The following is an 18,932-nucleotide window of genomic DNA, read 5'->3' on the forward strand; positions in this document are numbered from 1 at the left end:
AATTTATGAAGATTTTATATGCAGCATCAGAATGTGCTCCTTTTATTAAAACGGGTGGATTAGGTGATGTTGTGGGTGCTTTACCTAAAAGCTTAGCGCAAAAAGGGCACCAAGTTGCCGTGGTTTTACCTTATTATCATAAAATCGCTGATCAGTATCAGCAACAAATTGAATATTTAATGGATTTCACGGTCGAAGTTGGTTGGAGACATCAATATTGTGGCGTTAAATATTTAAAATTAGATCAAGTTAATTATTATTTTATTGATAATGAATATTATTTTGCGCGTGATGGTGTTTATGGCTACTATGATGATGGAGAACGATTTGCATTCTTTCAACAAGCTGTCATTGAAATGATGGAAAAAGTGGATTTTATTCCTGATGTGTTAAATGTGAATGATTATCATACTGGGTTTATTCCCTTTTTATTAAAAGAAAAGTATAGCTGGATTGAGGCATATCAAAAGATTGCAACTGTTTTGACTATTCATAATTTAGAGTTCCAAGGACAATATGGTGAAGATACTTTAATGGAGTTATTTGGAATGGAATTAACCAAAGCTCAAGATGGAACTGTTATGCAAGATGGTTGTGTGAATTGGTTGAAAACAGGGATTTTATATGCTGATAAAGTGAATACAGTTAGTCCAACTTATGCTAGCGAAATTCAAACACCAGCCTTTGGATGTCGATTAGATAGTATTTTACGTCAAGAAAATTATAAATTATCAGGTATTTTAAACGGGATTGATTATAGTATTCAAAATCCGCAAACAGATTCGTTAATTACACATCATTATTCAGTTCAAAATTTAAAAGGTAAAGCTCAAGATAAAGCAATTTTACAAAAAGAATATCAACTTCCAGTCCGTGATGATGTACCGGTTATTGGTGTTGTGAGTCGTTTGACTGATCAAAAAGGATTTCAATTAGTTTTAGAAGAAATGGAAAATCTTTTACAGTTTGATATTCAATTTGTATTATTAGGAACTGGTTATCAAAAATACGAAGAAGCATTTAAGTATTTTGCGCAACGTTATCCTGATAAATGTGGTGTTAAGATTACGTTTGATATTAAGCAAGCGCAAGAAATTTATGCCGGCTCTGATTTATTTTTAATGCCGTCTGCATTTGAGCCTTGTGGATTATCACAAATGATTTCGATGCGCTATGGAACATTACCGATTGTTCATCAAATTGGTGGGTTACAAGATAGTGTTAATGTTTATAATCCAATTGAACAAACAGGGAATGGTTTTGGCTTTTCTGAATTTTCATCATTTTATATGATGGAAACTATCAAGCAAGCTTTAGCTGTTTATTCACAAGCGGATGTCTGGCTTAAAATGATGGAAACAGCCATGCAAACGGATTTTAGTTGGAAGACAGCTAGTGAAAAATATCTAGCATTATATCAATCAATTATTTAGACAAATTAGTTAAGAAGTTTTTCAAAGAGAGAAGGAGCATTTAATGCAGTTTACAAAAGAGTATTTTATTCAGGAATTTAAGAAAAGGCTTAATGAAGGTTATGCAGTTGATATTAAGCAAGCAAGTAATTTTGAATTATATCAAACGTTAGCTTCAATTGTTCGATCAGGCTATAACAATGCTTGGCATCAAAATATCAAAAATAATGCGCGTGAAGGAAATAAACAAGCGTATTATTTTTCAATTGAATTTTTACCAGGTCGTTTACTACAAAGTAATTTATTAAATATGGGTTGGTATGACACTGTTATTTCAGGATTGAAAGATTTAGATATTGATTTTTATGAAGTAACAGAAATTGAAAAAGATATGGCATTGGGAAATGGTGGTTTGGGACGTTTAGCAGCAGCGTTTATGGATGCTTTAGCGTCTTCTGGTTTACCTGGCAACGGAAATGGAATTCGGTATAAATACGGATTGTTTAAACAAAAAATCGTTGATGGTTACCAAGTAGAATTACCTAATGAATGGTTAAATCAAGGTAATAGTTGGGAAGTTCGCCGTGATAGTAAAGCAGTGGACATTCATATTAATGCCACAGAAGTTAGTTTACTTGAAAAAGATGGTCATTTAGTACCTGTTTATCATGGTGGTAAAGTTATTCGTGCTGTTCCGTATGATGTGGGTGTTGTTGGTTTTCAAAATGGTTGTGTTAATAATTTACGTTTATGGGATGCAGAAATTCCTGAAAGTGAAGAAGTTAATTATCGGACACTTGATGAAAGACGTAAAATTGAAGATTTAACATCTATTTTATATCCAGATGATTCCACTTCAGAAGGACGTCGTTTACGATTATTACAAGAATATTTCTTTGTTTCAGCAGGGATTCAAAGTATTTTAAAACATCATAAAAAAGCGGGGCATAATCTGAATAAATTAGCAGACTATGTGGCAATCCATATTAATGATACACACCCTGTATTATGTATTCCTGAATTAATGCGTCTTTTATTAGATGAAGAGCATTATGGATGGGATGAAGCTTGGGAGATCACAACACAAGTGATGAGTTATACAAACCATACTTTAATGGCTGAGGCAATGGAAAAATGGCCAATTCATTATATCCAAGAATTACAACCTCGAATTTATCAAATTATTTGTGAAATTGAACGCCGTTATGTTGAATCTTTAGAAAAACGCGGTCAAGCAGAATTGATTCCAAGTACAAGAATTATTGCAGATAATCAAATCAGAATGGTAAGTTTGGCTATTATTGGTTCACATAGTGTGAATGGTGTGGCTAAATTGCATACTGAATTAATGAAATCACAAGTTTTAAATGATTTTTATCGATTATTCCCAGAACGATTTAATAATAAAACAAACGGAATTACAGAACGACGTTGGTTACAAATTGCGAACCGTGAGTTATCTAAAGTGTTAGACAAAACAATTGGTAAAACATGGCGCTATGCAGCTGATGATTTAGAAATGTTATTGAAATATCAAGATGATGAAAAAGTATTAAAAGAAATTAATCATGCTAAATATCAAAATAAAGTTCGTTTGGCAGAACATGTCAAAAAATCTAACGGTTTGAAGATTTCTCCAGATGCAATTTTTGATGTTCAAATTAAACGACTTCATGAATATAAACGACAATTATTGAATTTATTACGAATTATTAAGTTGTATCAAGATTTAAAAGAAAATCCAAATCTGGATATACAACCAAGAGTCTTTATTTTTGGTGCTAAAGCTGCTCCAGGATATCATGAAGCTAAAGTTATTATTAAGTGTATTAATGAAGTCGGGAATTTGATTAATAATGATCAAACAATTCAAGATAAATTAAAAGTTGTCTTTATTGAAGATTATAGTGTTTCTTTAGCTGAATTAATTATTCCAGCAGCTGATGTTAGTGAACAAATATCTACAGCTACTAAAGAAGCATCTGGTACAAGCAATATGAAATTAATGTTAAATGGTGCTTTAACAGTTGCAACATTAGACGGCGCAAATATTGAAATTAAAGATCAAGTGGGCGATGATAATATCTTTATTTTTGGATTGACGAAAGATGAAGTGACAGCACATAATCAAACTCAAGATTATTGTGCGTGGGATTATTATAATAATATTCCCGTTATTAAGCGTGTTTTAGATGCGTTGATTGATGGTTCGATTCCAAATATTCAAGTAGAAGGTCGTCATGTCTTTGATTTATTAACTCGCTTTAATGATCAATTCTTTGTCTTAGCTGATTTTGAAGGATATTTAGCAATTCAAGAACAAGTTGATCAAGCATATCGGAAACCATTAGCTTGGGCGAAAATGAGTTTAATTAATATTGCTAAAGGCGGACATTTCTCAGCTGATAAGACAGTCCAACGATATGCGAAAGAAATTTGGCATATTAAACCAGTTGTTGAAAAGGACGAGGCAAAATATGATAGTTATCAAGTATAATTCTTGGTCAACTGACTTTAAAAAGCCTTTTGGGGCTGTGCAAGTTGGAACAGAGGTCGCTTTCAAATTAGATATTACGGATGTTTTTGTTAAAGAAGCAACGTTAGTGATGTATCAAGATGATTATCAAAATTATCAAGAACAGCAATTAGTGTATCAATATGATACGCAAGATTTTAAAACTCAAATTCAATTGCAACAACCTGGACTTTATTTTTATTATTTTAAAATTGTGTATTTAGCAGATAATACCGAAAAAACTTGTTATTATGGATCGTTTGCACAAGGTGGTTGGGGGCAAATTTATCAACAAGTCCAAGATGTTCAGACATACCAATTAACATGTTTTAAGCAACCAGCTCGTACACCTAAATGGTATCAAGAAGGTATATTTTATCAAATTTTTCCTGATCGGTTTGCGAATGGTAATCCGCATGGTGAAATTAATTCGCCGAAGAAGAATAGTTTTTTATATGCCACACAAGAAGATGATCCATACTATATTGTGAATAAAAAAGGTGAGATTGTACGGTGGGATTTTTTTGGTGGAAATTTTAAAGGTATTATGCAAAAAATTCCGTATTTAAAAAAATTAGGTGTGACCGGAATTTATTTGAATCCAATTTTTGAAGCAAGTAGTAATCATCGGTATGATACAAGCGATTATTTAAAAATCGATGCAATGTTAGGGACACAAGCTGATTTTGAAGAATTACTGTCACAGTTACATGCGGCGGACATTAGAGTGATTTTAGATGGTGTGTTTAATCATGTCGGGCAAAATAGTCGGTATTTTAATGCACGACAATTATATGGACCACAAGAAGGTGCAACACAAAATTTGCAAAGTCCTTATTATTCTTGGTTTGATTTTGAAAAATATCCGACAAAATACGCATCATGGTGGGGGATTTCTGATTTACCAACGATTAAAAAAGATTGTTTAGCTTATCAAAACTTTATTGCGGGAACTGCTAAAACAAGTGTTTTAAGTTATTGGAATCAATTTCAAATCGATGGTTGGCGTTTGGATGTAGTTGATGAATTAACACCAGCTTTTGTGCATAAAATTAGACAAAATTTAGCACAATATCCAGAAAAAGTTTTATTAGGAGAGGTTTGGGAAGATGCTTCGAATAAAATGGCTTATGGTCAACGACGAGATTATATTCAAGGCGATAATTTGCATGGTGTAATGAATTATCCATTACGACAAGCGATTTTAGATATATTTTCTAATGATGTGAATTTAGCTGATGTTTGTCAGCGGATGATGAGTTTACGAGAAAATTATCCTTGGGATTTTTATTTGAATAGTTTAAATAATCTGGGAACACATGATACAGTACGGATTAAAACAGCTTTACAAAATAATCAAGCAAAATTAAAATTAGCCTTTTTATTATTGTTTATTTTACCAGGAGTACCTTGTCTTTATTATGGTGATGAAGTGGGGTTAACAGGCGGCAAAGATCCAGATAATCGTAAATTTTATCCTTGGGGACGCGAAGATCATGATTTATTAGCTGAAGTGCAAAGTTTAAGTTTGCGAAGACAGCAAGAATCAGTTTTACGCACGGGAGATCTTTGTTTATATAATACAGAGCATTTAATTTTGATTGGACGTTATCAAGCTCAAAAAGCTCAAGTGTATGTTATTAATCCAACTGAAAAAACAGTGCAAGATGAACAAACTTTATGGAGTTATCATGATGAATTACAATTAGCACCATTGTTAAAAGAAAAATTACAAGATATTAAGTTAGCACCATATGAATATCAAGTTCTTGAATTTAGGGTTTGAAACTTAACGTAAGTAAAAAAAAGATAACAAACAACAAATATACTTAAATATAATTGGTATAGTTGATAAATTTAAGGAAATTTAATGAAAAAAAGTTAAAAAGATTCGATTTTTGTTAAATATGTGCTAAAATAAGATTGTACTCAAATGAGTAACTTATTAGACAGAGACTTTTTAGGAGGCTATTTTATGTCATTTGTAAATGGTAATGAAATTTTCAATGCTGCTCGTAAGGGCCATTATGCTGTAGGTGCTTTTAATACTAACAATATGGAATGGACACGTGCTATTCTTAAAGGTGCACAAGAAAAAAATACACCAGTATTAATTCAAGTATCTATGGGTGCTGCTAAATATATGGGTGATTATAGAGTAGTAAAAACACTTGTTGAAGAAGAAATGCATGCAATGAATATTACTGTACCAGTTATCTTACACTTAGATCACGGTAATTTCGAAGCTGCTAAAGAATGTATCGAAGTTGGATTCTCATCAGTTATGTTTGATGGTTCAGACTTACCATTCGAAGAAAACTTAGCTAAAACAAAAGAAATCGTTGAATTAGCACATGCTAAAGGCGTTTCTGTTGAAGCTGAAGTTGGTTCAATCGGTGGTGAAGAAGATGGTATCATTGGTGCAGGTGAATTAGCTGATGTTGAAGAAGCTAAAGCAATTGCTGCTACTGGTGTTGACTACTTAGCATGCGGAATTGGTAATATTCACGGACCTTACCCAGATAACTGGAAAGGTTTAAGCTTTGACCGTTTAGAAGAATTAGCTAACGCTATTGCAGTTCCATTAGTATTACACGGTGGTTCTGGTATTCCTCAAGACCAAATTGAAAAAGCAATTAAGATGGGTGTTTCTAAAGTTAATATTAATACAGAATGCCAAATCGCATTTGCTGAAGCAACACGTGAATATATTGAAGCTGGTAAAGATCGCGAAGGTAAAGGTTACGATCCTCGTAAATTACTTGCACCTGGTACACAAGCAATCACAGATACTGTTACAAGTATGATCGATTGGTTAGGTACACCAGCAGTTAAATAATTAATTTAGTTATAAAAACAAAGCAGTTCTTTCTGAATAGGAAAGGGCTGCTTTTTTTATTTTTAAAAGGTGATGAGATGTAAGTCAAAAGCTTTTAAAGGTCGAATTTTATTGAAGAATATTTAAAAGTTAAAAAATAGAAATTATTATTTTGAAATAATAATATAATTATTATTATTATCTAATGTAAGCGATTGCTATTTATATATTTTAATGGTATTATGATTTTAAAATTAGTATCTTTGATAATGGAAGGAGAGTTAATATGATGAATTCAGAAGCAACTTCAGTCCCAAATAACAAAGCGCTAGATAAATTTGTAGGTGAGTTTGCTGTAATAAATGCTTTAGCTGATCGTAACCGTCAAAAGATTATCACTCTATTGTTTGAAAACAAAAACGAGGGCATGACTGTTACTGAAATCACTCGTCAAATGACGATAACTCAACCTGCTGTTTCACATCATTTGAAGATTTTACGCGAAACACAGTTAGTAGCATTTAAAAAACGTGGACTTCAAAGTTTGTACTATCTAACATTAGAAGAACCTTTAGCTAATTTAGAAACTGTTATCCATGAATTACGAATGGAATTTTAATTTAAAATAGAGTAAAATGTAAAAAATAAGGGCACATATTTTGTGACCTTATTTTTGTGTCTAGAAATAATGGATTGAAGGAAGTTAGAGGGGTTAGATTTGGGAAAATATTATGCAGTTGCAAAAGGTCGTCAAACCGGAATTTTTACACAATGGCCAGAATGTCAAAAAAATGTTACGGGTTATCCTGGGGCAAAATATAAAAGTTTTACAACTAAAACTGAAGCATTAGAATGGTTAGCACAAGGTGGCAAAGTTACTGCTGGGTCAAAAAGAAACCACGTTATAACTAAAACTTCATTGCAACAACCTGATATTAAAGTTTATACTGATGGTGGAGCACGAAAAAATAATAATCAAGTTACTAAAGATACAAAAGCAGCTTGGGCATATATTGTGATTACAAAAGAACGTGATATTTGGCAAGCGACAGCTGGAGAATACGGAAGTACGAATAATCAAATGGAATTAACCGCTGTATTACAAGCGTTAAAATTTTTAATTGCTCAACAATATACACAAAAAGCTATTAATCTTTATTCGGATTCTAAATATGTGATTGATGCTATTCAAAAAAATTGGTTAGTTAATTGGCAAAAACGCGGATGGAAAAAAGCTGACAATCAGCCGGTTGCTAATCAAGAACTTTGGCAAGAAATTAGTCAGTGTTTAGCACAGTTTAAGCAATTAGAACTCGTCTGGGTTAAAGGTCATGCGGAGAATAAAGGTAATGACTTAGTAGATAAATTATTAAATAAAACAATGGATGAAATGTAAAGGAGTGGCTGAAATGAAACATGATTTAGATTTTACAATTAATGATAAAGAATTCTCAAAAATTTTAGTTGCGATTGATGAAGATGATTCCCAATCATCAATTCAAGCTTTTCAATATGCTTGTGTCCGCGCTAAAAATTTAAATGTCCCATTAGGAATTGTTTCGATTATGGAAATTGCTGAATTAAATATTTTTGAATCATTAGATAAATATGCTTTGAATAATCGACGTGAAAATTTATTAGCTAATATTGAAGCTTATATTGAAAAAGCACAAGCATATGGAGTTCAACAAGTACAAGGTTTTATTGGAGAAGGGCTTCCTGGTGAACAAATCGTGACAAATATCTTGCCTAAATATCAACCAGATTTATTAGTATGTGGATCTAAAACAAAAGCTAATAAACCTCAAAAGAAAATGTTTTTAGGTTCACAAGCTAGTTATTTAGCACAAAATGCGAGCTGTTCAGTGATTGTTATTCGATAATAATTGAAAAATAAAGATAGCGTGGTATAATAATTTAAGTCGCATCTTTATTTTTATGGGGATGTTATGGATTCGACAGGTATAGGTCGAGCTTAGACTGCGTTTGGTAGGTTACGACTACCTTAAAACGTTCAGTTAAATATAACTGCAAAAAATAACAATTCTTACGCTGTAGCTGCTTAATAACAGCTTAGTGTAGATCCGGCTGACATCGTCCATGTGTCGGGTTCCGGGTCCTATAATTAGTGGACTTACGCTCAAGGCTGCCAACTGAAGCTGCGAGAAGAGACTAATCAGAATAGCTATTAGGGGTTGCCCTGTTATATGGCGTGCCTAATAGTGAAATTTAAATAGTATAACTATGAGCGTAGATGTTTAAGTTACGATATGCTTGGACGCGGGTTCGACTCCCGCCATCTCCATCATATTACAAAAAAACTCATAACTGATTTAATTCAGTTATGAGTTTTTTATTAGATTTATAATTTATAAAAAAAGAACTACAAGTATAAAACTTGTAGTTCTTTTTTTGTTATTTAAGGTGACCTTGTTTAAGATAAGGTGGATTTTCATCCGGTTTATCGGTTGTTGCTAGTTCAGGAGCATCACTTGTGTAATCACCAATAGTTGATGTATCGTGATTTTGATGCCAAAGACTAGTTGAGTTATCTTTTAATTCGGCTTCGATTTTTAATAAATTCCGGTAACAATCTTGATAGTTATAAAGATGTGGATCAACCGGTTTGAAATCATTTGGAACATAAAACCGCATTAAATTCCGGTTATTTAAAGTATCTGATAATGATAATTCTGTATTAACAAATTTGCGATCCGCAGTAACTTGTTTTTCGATTTGTTCATCTGGATGAGTCAAGATAAGCCCAGATTTATTATCATAAATAGTATTTCCCACAACTGTATAGTTTGGAGTTGTAAAGTTTTCATTTCGGAAAGCAACAACTTGACGGTGTTGTTTTGAGAATAAATCTGTTCCGAATTCTAAATAAGGCTTGGTATCAATACCAACTAAGTGCAGTAAGGTTGGTAAAACATCAACTTCGCCACCATATTGTTCTTGAATACTCCCAGAATCAATGCCTGGAATATGAATCATAAATGGCACGCGTTGCATTTGGATATTATCAAAATCATTCCAAGTAGCAGGATCTTTGCCTAAGAGTGGTGCGAGTTTTACATTCCGAGAATTAGAAATACCATAGTGATCACCGTATAACACAATGATGGAATTTTCGTATAAATGTGATTTTTTCAAATATTCGAAAAATTCTTTGACAGCTTGATCTAAATAGTGAGCTGTTACAAAATAATTATTAATAGATGAATCACCGGTATCAGCTTTAGGAAATGAAGTATTAGCTTCATCTAAAACATATGGAAAGTGATTGGAAACGGTAATGAATTTAGCATAAAAAGGCTGTTGTAAGTGTTCCATATATTTAACTGAATCATGGAAAAGTAATTTATCTTTAAGTCCATATTCTGTTAAGTTATTTGAACTATGATTATAATAACGAGCATCAAAGAAGTTTTGATAGCCAAGGTTTTTATAAACATTATCACGATTCCAAAATGAACCATTGTTGCCATGGAAAACAGCAGAAGAATAATGTCCTTTTTGCGCTAAGATAGCAGGTGCGCCCACAAATGTATTATCAGTACCTAAAGCTGAGAATAATGAACCTTGAGGCAAACCAAAAGTACTTGTTTCTAACATGTTTTCAGCATCGGAAGTTTTTCCTTGGCCCACTTGATTAAAGAAATTCGCAAAACCATAAGTTTGTTTACTATGGTATAACTCATTTAAAAATGGAGTTACAACTTGATTATCTAATTTATAATCAATTAAAAATTGTTCGAAACTTTCTAAGTGGATCACAATGATATTTTTATTTTTAGCAATGCCAAATAGTTTAGGATCCGGAGCAGCATAATTTTCGTTTTTAAATTCTAAAATTTTATTAACATCAGAACTTTCGGCCCGATTTCGAGCTGAATTATTTTTAGCTGTTTTTAAACCATCATAAACTGTAAATGTATCAATTCCTAAATATTTAACTAAATAATTGCGATCAAAAGTCCGCCCTAAGAGTTGTGGCCGGCTAATTTCACCTAACGTAATATTGATAAGTAATAGTAAAAGTGAAAAAGAAGTTAATGCAGCCGCTTGTCGTCTTTTGATTGGTCGTGGATCAAGTTTGATAATTCGTGTGATTAATAAAATAATTAAAACGAAAATATCCACTAAAATAATCGCATCAGTTGGTTTTAGTAAGGCTAAAGAACTTGAGGAAAGTCCTTGTGAAACAGAAGAAAAACCAAACATAACATTCATTGTCATAAAATCAGTAAATTCACGATAATAAATAACATTGAAAAGTAATAAAGCGGAGTTGGCAATATATAATAACATCATAGTGATGTAGGCCGGGATTTTGCGGCGAATATATAATGCAATACTAAAAAGTAATAAAGTTGTTGCAATCGGATTAATTAATAAGACAAAGTGTTGATAAATGCCTTTAACACCTAAATTAAAATCGATATAGTAAATCAAGATTGTTTTGAGCCAGAATAAAAAACAAAGGAGAGAAAAGAATCCCCAACGTGTATTTATCCAGTTTTTTATTTTTGTCCAGTTCACAGTTTGAACCGTCCTTTCTAAATTGAATCTAAGAACATCATCTAATTGTAAACCGATTTTTTTATAATAGTCAATTTTTCTTGAATTAATTAGTAAAGTCTTAGAAAATTACTGATAATTAACGGTTAAATAAATAAGGATTATTAAGGGAATTTCTGACACAATTTTTCTAAAATAATGTATAATGAATTTGTAATTATTTTTTATTATCAAGGAGAGAGTGAAGAGATGGCATATATTACCTTAGATAGTTCTAATTTGACAAAATTTGTGCATAAAAATGAATTAAAAGAAATGCAACCAATGGTCACAGCAGTTGATCAAGTTTTACGTGAAGGAACTGGTTCCGGAAGTGATTTTCGAGGATTTTTAGATTTACCAGTTGATTATGATAAAGCTGAATTTGCTCGCATTAAAGAAGCTGCTAAAAAAATTCAAGAAGAATCAGAAATTTTAGTTGTAATTGGGATTGGTGGATCATATTTAGGCGCACGTGCTGCAATTGATTTTTTACATCATTCTTTTTATAATTATTTACCAGCTGATCAAAGAAAAGCACCACAAATTTTCTTTGCCGGTAATTCAATTTCTTCATCATATGTTTATGATTTATTAGATTTAATTGGAGATCGTGATTTTTCTGTAAATATTATTTCTAAATCAGGAACAACAACTGAACCATCCATTGCATTCCGTTTATTTAAAGAAAAATTAATTGAAAAATATGGTGTGGAAGGTGCTCGTGAACGAATTTACGCTACAACTGATAAAGCTCGTGGAGCATTAAAGACTGAAGCAGATGCTCAAGGTTATGAAACATTTATTATTCCTGATGATGTAGGTGGACGTTTTTCAGTTTTAACACCAGTTGGATTATTGCCAATTGCAGTTTCTGGTGCAGACATTGATGCTTTAATGGAAGGTGCTGCTACAGCACGTACAGCATATAGTGATGCTGATTTAGCTAAAAATGAAGCTTACCAATATGCAGCATTAAGAAATATTTTATATCGCAAAGGTTATACAACTGAAATTTTAGAAAATTATGAACCATCATTACAATATTTCTCAGAATGGTGGAAACAATTAATGGGTGAATCAGAAGGGAAAGATGAAAAAGGTATTTATCCTTCATCAGCTAACTTTTCAACAGATTTACACTCATTAGGTCAATATATTCAAGAAGGTCGTCGCAATTTAATGGAAACAGTCATTAATGTGCAAAAACCAAATCATGATATTGATATTCCAAAAGATGATAAGAACCTCGATGGTTTAGGATATCTCGAAGATAAGACAGTTGATTATGTTAATACAAAAGCATTTGAAGGTGTTGTTTTAGCACATACAGATGGTAATGTACCAAATATGATTGTTAATATTCCTGATCAAACAGCTTATACATTGGGATATATGATTTACTTCTTTGAAATTGCAGTTGCAATTTCGGGATATTTAAATGGTGTGAATCCATTTAATCAACCAGGTGTAGAAGCATACAAGAGTAATATGTTTGCATTATTAGGTAAACCTGGATATGAAGAATTAACAAAAGAATTAAATGCGCGCTTAAATAAATAAGATGATTAATTAGCTAGTCTCTTCAGTCGAAGAGGCTAGTTTTTTTAGGTAATTATAATAAGAAGGTGATCAGAATGCTAATTGAAGAGGTTGAAGCTGAATGTAGGCGTCTAGCTGCCCATTACGGCTATGATTTAGATGTACCCGTCATAGTTAATCCACGACTTAAAACAACGCAAGGACGTGTGAAATTTCGCTATCAAGGACAACGAGCATATCCGATTCAAATTGAATTTTCCAAAAATTTATTGATGACTGCGCGTGATGAATTTATTTTAGAGGTTATCCGTCATGAGATGGCGCATTATTTTGTATTACAAGATACTGGTGCCAGTCACGGTCATGATCAAGTATGGAAAGCATGGGCTGTCAAAATAGGTTGTTATCCGCGTGCGACTTTAAAACAAACTATTTTATCATTTTCACAAGATGCGCATTATCAATTGATTTGTGAAAAATGTCGTCAAGAATTGGGATATTATCAACGACGAGGAAAGATTTTAAAAAATATCACAAAATATCGATCTAAATGTTGCCAAGCAGCAATAATAGTTAAAAATATAAATCATAAATAACTTGGATAAAATGACAGGAGTGTATTATTATAGATGTATAAAGCTGAAGCTGATAATTAGATGAGTTACAGGAGATTATATATGCATAAAAAAGAAGTTACACTTCATGATGTTTTACAACAATCTGAATATATTCACTCCATAGAGAATAATACTAAAAAGCAATTAACGGTTGAACAAGAGTCAAGTGATTTTCGAAATGATATTGTTAAAGTTACAAAGGCTAAACAGGTTGTTATAGAACCGGTAGATGAAAAATTAAATCATTATCAATACGGTATGAATAGATTATATTTTTGGGTATATAGTATTGTTTTTTTAATTACGATTTATTTATATATTATTAGTTATGATATCGTAGGTAAAGTGCAGCACGTTAATAATAAATCTTATTATTATATTAATAACCGTGTGGTAGAGATGTTCAAAGTGAATGATATGTTGTTAGTGTCGGGTATGATTTTAGTTGTTTTTTTAATATATATTATTATTCAAAGCAAAAAACGAAAAATAAAATGGTTAACTTGGCAAAATATTAATTTAGTTATTAGTATGTTTTTAATATTTGATGTTAGTCGGTTATATCTGGACGCTATTGATACTTATTCTACGATTGAGGTTATTGTTAGGGCGGCAATGCAAGATTATTATGACAAACAATGGAAATACAAATTGATTGAATTAATTGAGAGTGATCAGTATCGTGAGCTTGTTCATAGCTTTTATGGCGAGTGTACTATAGTAATTATTTTATTGTTACTACTTCAGGTGAGTATGATGGGATACTATGTTTATGAAATTTTTAAATATAAAAGGAAAGTCAAAAAAATAACAGAACGTTAATAATGAAAGAGTGTTTTAAAATAGTAGTAGTTGCCTTGTTAAAAGGCAGCTACTTTTTATTTTGTTAAAATTTTTAAGTGAAACATGATATAGCTTGTCTAAAAAATACGCACTGTAGTATGATGAATGATAATAAGAAATTGCTTAAGGAGTGTTTAGATGACAGAAGAAAATCAAGATTTAAAAAATTCAACTAATTCAGATGAAGTTACAAAAGTTGATCCTAATCAGGTTGAAATTATCACAAATGATAATCAAGAACGTGATAGAACTAAAATTAATGATCAAAAAGAAGTATTATCAGCTGAAACACAAGCAAAAATAGCTGATTTAACAGCAAAAAGCAAAGATGGGTTAGTAGCTTTAAAAAACGAAAGCCAAGAAGTGCTGCAAGAAAATATTATCCCTAAGGGGAAGGAGTATTTTGAACAAGCTGTTAAAAAATATGATGATCGCTTAATTAAAATTATTTATTTAGTGATATATGGTATTTTATTATTTACGATTTTCTTCACATATAAAGCAAGTTCTGGTGCGAGAAATGCAACATATGCTGAATTGATTGAACGCATTCAAAATATTGATTTAGGATTAACAATGTTGAATGTGGTAGCCGGCTTGTTAATTGTTGCGATTGCATATGCTTATTTTAGTGGTAAAAAGAAAAATATGAAATTTGCTAATATCCAAAATAATATTGGAATATTTGTAGCTGGTGCAATTATATTTACAAATTTAGTTACATCAGAATATCGTCATACGGTCAAAGAAATTAAAGCTATTTTGACTGAAAATTTAAGTTTTAATAATATTTATCGTGCACTTCATTTAATAGAACAAGATCATACTATGAGTACGCAGGGACATTTGTTAGGTTTGATGCTTCAAATGTTTGGAGGAGTATCTATCGTAATGATCATTTATTTGGGATATAAATTATATAAAATGCAAAAAAAATAAAATAAAAAAAGCTCACACATTATTTTTATGTGTGAGCTTTAAATTTTTAATGATTAATTTTATAAACCAAAAATTGTTTTATAAAGGAAGGTTGCACAAATCCCAGCTAAAATAGGAGCTAGAACAGGAACCCAACTATAACCCCATTGTGAAGAACCTTTATGTTTTAAAGGTAATAAAGCATGTAAGATACGTGGACCAAGATCACGAGCAGGGTTTAGAGCGGGACCAGTTGGACCACCAAATGAAGTAACAAGTACCATCACAAGTAAACCAACACCAATTAAACCGGCACCTTGATTGCCTTTTTCAAAAATAGGTGAATGAGTAATTGCCAAAGCGCCAAAAATTAAAAGGAATGTTCCGAAAAATTCGTTAATAAAACCATTTAATTTGTTGTTTGTGGCGCTAATTGTCGAGAATGTTCCTAAAATACGATTAGGATCAGTCGTTAAATCATAGTGTGGTTTAAAACAAGCTATGACGATTAATTGACCAACCATTGCACCAGCGAATTGAGCAATAATATAAGGTAAGACTTCATGCCAAGGAAAGACACCAGCAAAAGCTAACCCAAGTGTGAAAGCAGGGTTAATGTGATTACCGGATACGGGACCAAACATTAAAGCGGGAATCATTACAGCAAAACCATAACCAACTGCAATTGTAATCCAACCACTATTATGACCTTTTGTGCCTTTTAATTCGACGTTAGCTACTGAACCATTACCTAACATAATTAAAATAGCTGTTCCGAAAAATTCAGCACAGAGACGAGTTGCTAAATTAAAAACCATGAGAACCTCCTAAGAAAAATAAAAAAATATTAAAAGTATTAAATCTTTTATAAGCATAGTATAAGAATCTTATAAGTTCAATACTAAAAAACCGTTGTAAACGTTGCCATTTCAATAAAAAGAAGAAAAAATAATTAGATTTGGAATTTAGGCGGATTTACCCTAAAATAAAAGAAGGCAAAGGAGGACATATAATAAAATGATTTCGCAAGCAGTCGAAAAAATGCTGACATATCGAAAGAATGAATTACTTATCCCGGCAAGTATTGTTGCTAATGTCCAAGAAGACAATTATTTAGATCATGCTTTTTTAGTATTAACTAAAGTTCGTTATGCTAAGATTCCAGTGATAGATAAAGATCAAAAGTTTAAAGGCTTAATTTCTTTGGCAATGATTACTGATACAATGCTAGGTTTAAATGGGATTGATCCAAGTAAATTGAGTCGGTTACGGGTGGCTGATGTGATGCAAACAGATGTACCGACAGTCTCGTTACCATATAACTTAGACTATTTATTGCATGTCTTAGTTGATCATTCATTTTTAGTAGTTGTTAATGATAAACAAATTTTCCAAGGGATTATTACTCGGCGGGAATTATTGAAAAATGTAAATTATTTAGCTCATGAAATGGATAAAGTATATTCAATTGAAACAAGAAATGAAATTAATGAAAATTAAAAAAATCCAAGCAGACTAGATTGTTTGCTTGGATTTTTTGTTAGTATGTTAAATTAATTAGCGCAGGAGCTACTTTGATACCATTATCTTGTAAAGCTGCATAGTAAGCTTGTAAGAATTGACGTTGTGTAGAACCTTGTGCACCATTTTTAGTGAAGATGGAAATCCGAATGGCAAGAGCACCATTGCCAGTGTCAACCATCCCTAAAATATCAGGACCTTTGGTAATATTTTGATTTTCAGGAACTAAGTGATCATTGACTTCGGTGATGATTTCTTCAATTTTAGTAATATTTTGTCCAGGTTGGAGATGGATATTAATAATAGCGCGCATATCATTGCGAGAAAAATTGCTGACGGTTTTAATATTACGGTTAGGTACAAAATGCAAAATACCATCATATCCCATGATTTGAGTAGTTCGTAAACCAATAGCATGAACGGTACCTTCAATCGAATCAAGTTTTACGTTTTCTCCGACTGTAAATTGTTGTTCAGCTAAAATAAATAAACCAGTAACCATATCTGTCACAAAACCTTGAGCACCTAACCCAATGGCCACACTTAAAATACTAGCACCTGCTAAGAGGGTACCGACTGGTATTCCCAAAACAGAAAGAATAGCATAAAAATAAAAGAATAAAATAGTGTAATGAAAGATATTTAAGGTTAATGAATAAATAGTATTTACACGACCGGGACTGAGTTTTTTATTTTTACGTGGTTTATGAAAACTTTTTTTAATGATTTTTTTACCAATGGAATTCAAAATGAAAAATAAAACAGAGACAACAATTACTAGGATTGTTGTTGAAATGATTTTGGAAATTAAGCCGTCCCAATCTATATTTTGAAAATAAGAACTAAAGAAATTAGTATGTTTTTTAAGTTCTTTAGGGATTGAATCGGAGTCGACTTGTTTTTTTATAAAATAAGCTAGATTAAACAAATTCATTAGCTAGGCTCCTTTAAGGATAATATTATAAATAATAATAACATATTTTAAAAGGGAGGTTCGTTAGTCTTTTAATTGAAGTTTCTAAATATTGATGATATTCTAAAAAGAGAAAGTAAAAATAGGAGGCGATTGAAAAATGATTATGACATTTGGGCAAATGGCCGGAATGATTGCTGCGGTAGCATTTTTGATTTTAGTTATTTTCATGAGTAAGACTTTAGTTAATTTAACTAAGACTGTGAATGAATTAACAAATAGTATTGAAGTTTTAACTGGAGATGCTGATTCGATTGCAAAAGAATTAGAAGTTCTTGTTAACCAAACAAATACTTTAATGGAAGATGTAAATGAAAAATCAAAAACAATCGAACCAATCTTTGAAACTGCAGCTGAATTAAGCGAAAGTATTTCAGAATTAAATAATGTTAGTCGTAATTTCGCGAAAAGCGTCTCTGCATCAACTAAAACAGCGGCAAAAGCATCAACATTATTAAAAGTTGGCAAAGTAGCCTTTGGTGCGATGAATAATATGAAACAAAAACAAGAACAAAAAAATAAAGAAGAATTATAGGAGGATTTATCATGAATAAAAAAGTCTTATTAGGTCTTGGTATTGGTTTAGCAGGTGCGACAGCTTTAATTACTAAAAAATTAGTTACTGCAGAACAAAAAGAAAAGATGTCTGAAAAAATCGATGAAAGTCTTTTAAATGGACGGGAAAAAGCTTTAGAATACTATGAATATGTTGAAGATTATTTAGATGATAAAGATTTACCAGATTTTTCAGATTTAAAAGATAAAGTTAAATCAAATACAGCTAAAATTGCTGAAAATGAAAAAATCGCCGATGCAATTAGTAATTTAAAACAAGCAACAGACGATCTTCGTGATAAGTTAAGTGATATGGCACTTGAAAAAGAATTAGCTGAAGATCAATATGAAGATGCGATTGTAATTGATAGTGCAATTTTTGATGAATTAACAGAAAAACCAGTTGAAGTATTTTATCCAAAATCACAACAACCAGTTGAAGATGAAGCAACTCCTGTAGAACCTACAGAAGATGAAGTGAAAAATGCTCCAGAAGAAGCTCCAGTTGATACAAAAGAAGATGTAAAAACTGAAGAAAAAACAGCTGAAGAAACAAAAGAAGAACCAAAAACAGAAACAAAAGAAACTGTTGAAACAACAAAATAAATTATAAAAAAGTGCTGAGAAAGATAATTCTTTCTCAGCACTTTTTGTT

At 31.7% G+C, this 18,932-nt stretch carries 17 protein-coding genes and 1 other RNA gene; 15 read left to right on the forward strand and 3 right to left on the reverse strand.

Annotated features, from left to right (window positions below):
* Window positions 1-5 precede the first annotated feature (5 nt).
* The 8 genes from glgA (at window position 6) to ssrA (ending at window position 9,053) form a co-directional block, all read left to right on the forward strand.
* Window positions 6-1,433 carry a glycogen synthase GlgA gene (glgA, locus tag G540_RS0102470; protein WP_027106729.1) on the forward strand — a complete coding sequence of 476 codons (1,428 nt, stop codon included), beginning with the start codon at window positions 6-8 and terminating at the stop codon, window positions 1,431-1,433.
* Between the two features lie 43 nt (window positions 1,434-1,476).
* Window positions 1,477-3,909, forward strand: a complete 2,433-nt coding sequence (locus tag G540_RS0102475; RefSeq protein WP_027106730.1) for a glycogen/starch/alpha-glucan phosphorylase — start codon at window positions 1,477-1,479, stop codon at window positions 3,907-3,909.
* Window positions 3,890-5,713 carry a glycoside hydrolase family 13 protein gene (locus G540_RS0102480; protein ID WP_035463555.1) on the forward strand — a complete coding sequence of 608 codons (1,824 nt, stop codon included), beginning with the start codon at window positions 3,890-3,892 and terminating at the stop codon, window positions 5,711-5,713. Before G540_RS0102475 ends, G540_RS0102480 begins: the two co-directional genes overlap by 20 nt.
* A 189-nt stretch (window positions 5,714-5,902) precedes the next feature.
* Entirely contained in the window at window positions 5,903-6,766 is an 864-nt protein-coding gene (locus tag G540_RS0102485; RefSeq protein WP_027106732.1) for a class II fructose-bisphosphate aldolase, read from the forward strand.
* A 268-nt stretch (window positions 6,767-7,034) separates the two neighbouring features.
* A complete protein-coding gene (locus G540_RS0102490) occupies window positions 7,035-7,364 on the forward strand; it encodes an ArsR/SmtB family transcription factor (protein ID WP_027106733.1) in 330 nt (109 codons plus the stop codon).
* A gap of 99 nt (window positions 7,365-7,463) precedes the next feature.
* The gene (locus G540_RS0102495; RefSeq protein ID WP_027106734.1) at window positions 7,464-8,141 is read left to right on the forward strand and encodes a ribonuclease H family protein; all 678 of its coding nucleotides are present in this window, start codon (window positions 7,464-7,466) and stop codon (window positions 8,139-8,141) included.
* Between the two features lie 13 nt (window positions 8,142-8,154).
* Window positions 8,155-8,628: a universal stress protein gene (locus G540_RS0102500; protein ID WP_027106735.1), complete on the forward strand. Its 474-nt coding sequence runs from the start codon at window positions 8,155-8,157 to the stop codon at window positions 8,626-8,628.
* Between the two features lie 57 nt (window positions 8,629-8,685).
* Window positions 8,686-9,053: a transfer-messenger RNA gene (ssrA, locus tag G540_RS07330) on the forward strand.
* 107 nt (window positions 9,054-9,160) lie between these two features.
* Here the strand turns inward: ssrA and G540_RS06920 are convergent.
* Window positions 9,161-11,290 (reverse strand): LTA synthase family protein, encoded by a 2,130-nt coding sequence (locus tag G540_RS06920; protein ID WP_035463556.1) that lies wholly within the window; start codon window positions 11,288-11,290, stop codon window positions 9,161-9,163.
* Between the two features lie 228 nt (window positions 11,291-11,518).
* Between G540_RS06920 and G540_RS0102510 the strand changes: the two genes are divergently transcribed.
* The 4 genes from G540_RS0102510 (at window position 11,519) to G540_RS0102525 (ending at window position 15,249) form a co-directional block, all read left to right on the forward strand.
* Window positions 11,519-12,871: a glucose-6-phosphate isomerase gene (locus tag G540_RS0102510; protein ID WP_027106736.1), complete on the forward strand. Its 1,353-nt coding sequence runs from the start codon at window positions 11,519-11,521 to the stop codon at window positions 12,869-12,871.
* Between the two features lie 74 nt (window positions 12,872-12,945).
* On the forward strand, window positions 12,946-13,446 hold the full coding sequence (locus G540_RS0102515; protein ID WP_027106737.1) for a SprT-like domain-containing protein: 501 nt from the start codon (window positions 12,946-12,948) through the stop codon (window positions 13,444-13,446).
* A gap of 81 nt (window positions 13,447-13,527) precedes the next feature.
* Window positions 13,528-14,289 carry a hypothetical protein gene (locus G540_RS0102520; RefSeq protein WP_027106738.1) on the forward strand — a complete coding sequence of 254 codons (762 nt, stop codon included), beginning with the start codon at window positions 13,528-13,530 and terminating at the stop codon, window positions 14,287-14,289.
* A 159-nt stretch (window positions 14,290-14,448) separates the two neighbouring features.
* A complete protein-coding gene (locus G540_RS0102525; protein ID WP_027106739.1) occupies window positions 14,449-15,249 on the forward strand; it encodes a hypothetical protein in 801 nt (266 codons plus the stop codon).
* A 59-nt stretch (window positions 15,250-15,308) separates the two neighbouring features.
* Here G540_RS0102525 and G540_RS0102530 read toward each other — a convergent pair whose 3' ends face one another.
* The gene (locus tag G540_RS0102530) at window positions 15,309-16,046 is read right to left on the reverse strand and encodes an MIP/aquaporin family protein (protein ID WP_027106740.1); all 738 of its coding nucleotides are present in this window, start codon (window positions 16,044-16,046) and stop codon (window positions 15,309-15,311) included.
* A gap of 199 nt (window positions 16,047-16,245) precedes the next feature.
* On the opposite strand from G540_RS0102530, the gene cbpB reads away from it, so the two are divergent.
* Window positions 16,246-16,728, forward strand: a complete 483-nt coding sequence (gene cbpB, locus G540_RS0102535) for a cyclic-di-AMP-binding protein CbpB (RefSeq protein WP_027106741.1) — start codon at window positions 16,246-16,248, stop codon at window positions 16,726-16,728.
* 40 nt (window positions 16,729-16,768) lie between these two features.
* On the opposite strand, the gene G540_RS0102540 is transcribed toward cbpB, so the two are convergent.
* On the reverse strand, window positions 16,769-17,683 hold the full coding sequence (locus G540_RS0102540; protein ID WP_051188932.1) for a mechanosensitive ion channel family protein: 915 nt from the start codon (window positions 17,681-17,683) through the stop codon (window positions 16,769-16,771).
* 139 nt (window positions 17,684-17,822) lie between these two features.
* Here G540_RS0102540 and G540_RS0102545 point away from each other — a divergent pair, with 139 nt between their 5' ends.
* Both G540_RS0102545 and G540_RS07230 read left to right on the forward strand, forming a co-directional pair.
* Complete coding sequence (locus G540_RS0102545) at window positions 17,823-18,257, forward strand: DUF948 domain-containing protein (protein ID WP_027106743.1); 435 nt, start codon at window positions 17,823-17,825, stop codon at window positions 18,255-18,257.
* An 11-nt stretch (window positions 18,258-18,268) separates the two neighbouring features.
* Complete coding sequence (locus G540_RS07230; RefSeq protein ID WP_051188933.1) at window positions 18,269-18,883, forward strand: hypothetical protein; 615 nt, start codon at window positions 18,269-18,271, stop codon at window positions 18,881-18,883.
* Window positions 18,884-18,932 lie beyond the last annotated feature (49 nt).

Source organism: Ligilactobacillus ceti DSM 22408 (assembly GCF_000423245.1).
Classification (GTDB): Bacteria; Bacillota; Bacilli; order Lactobacillales; family Lactobacillaceae; genus Ligilactobacillus; species Ligilactobacillus ceti.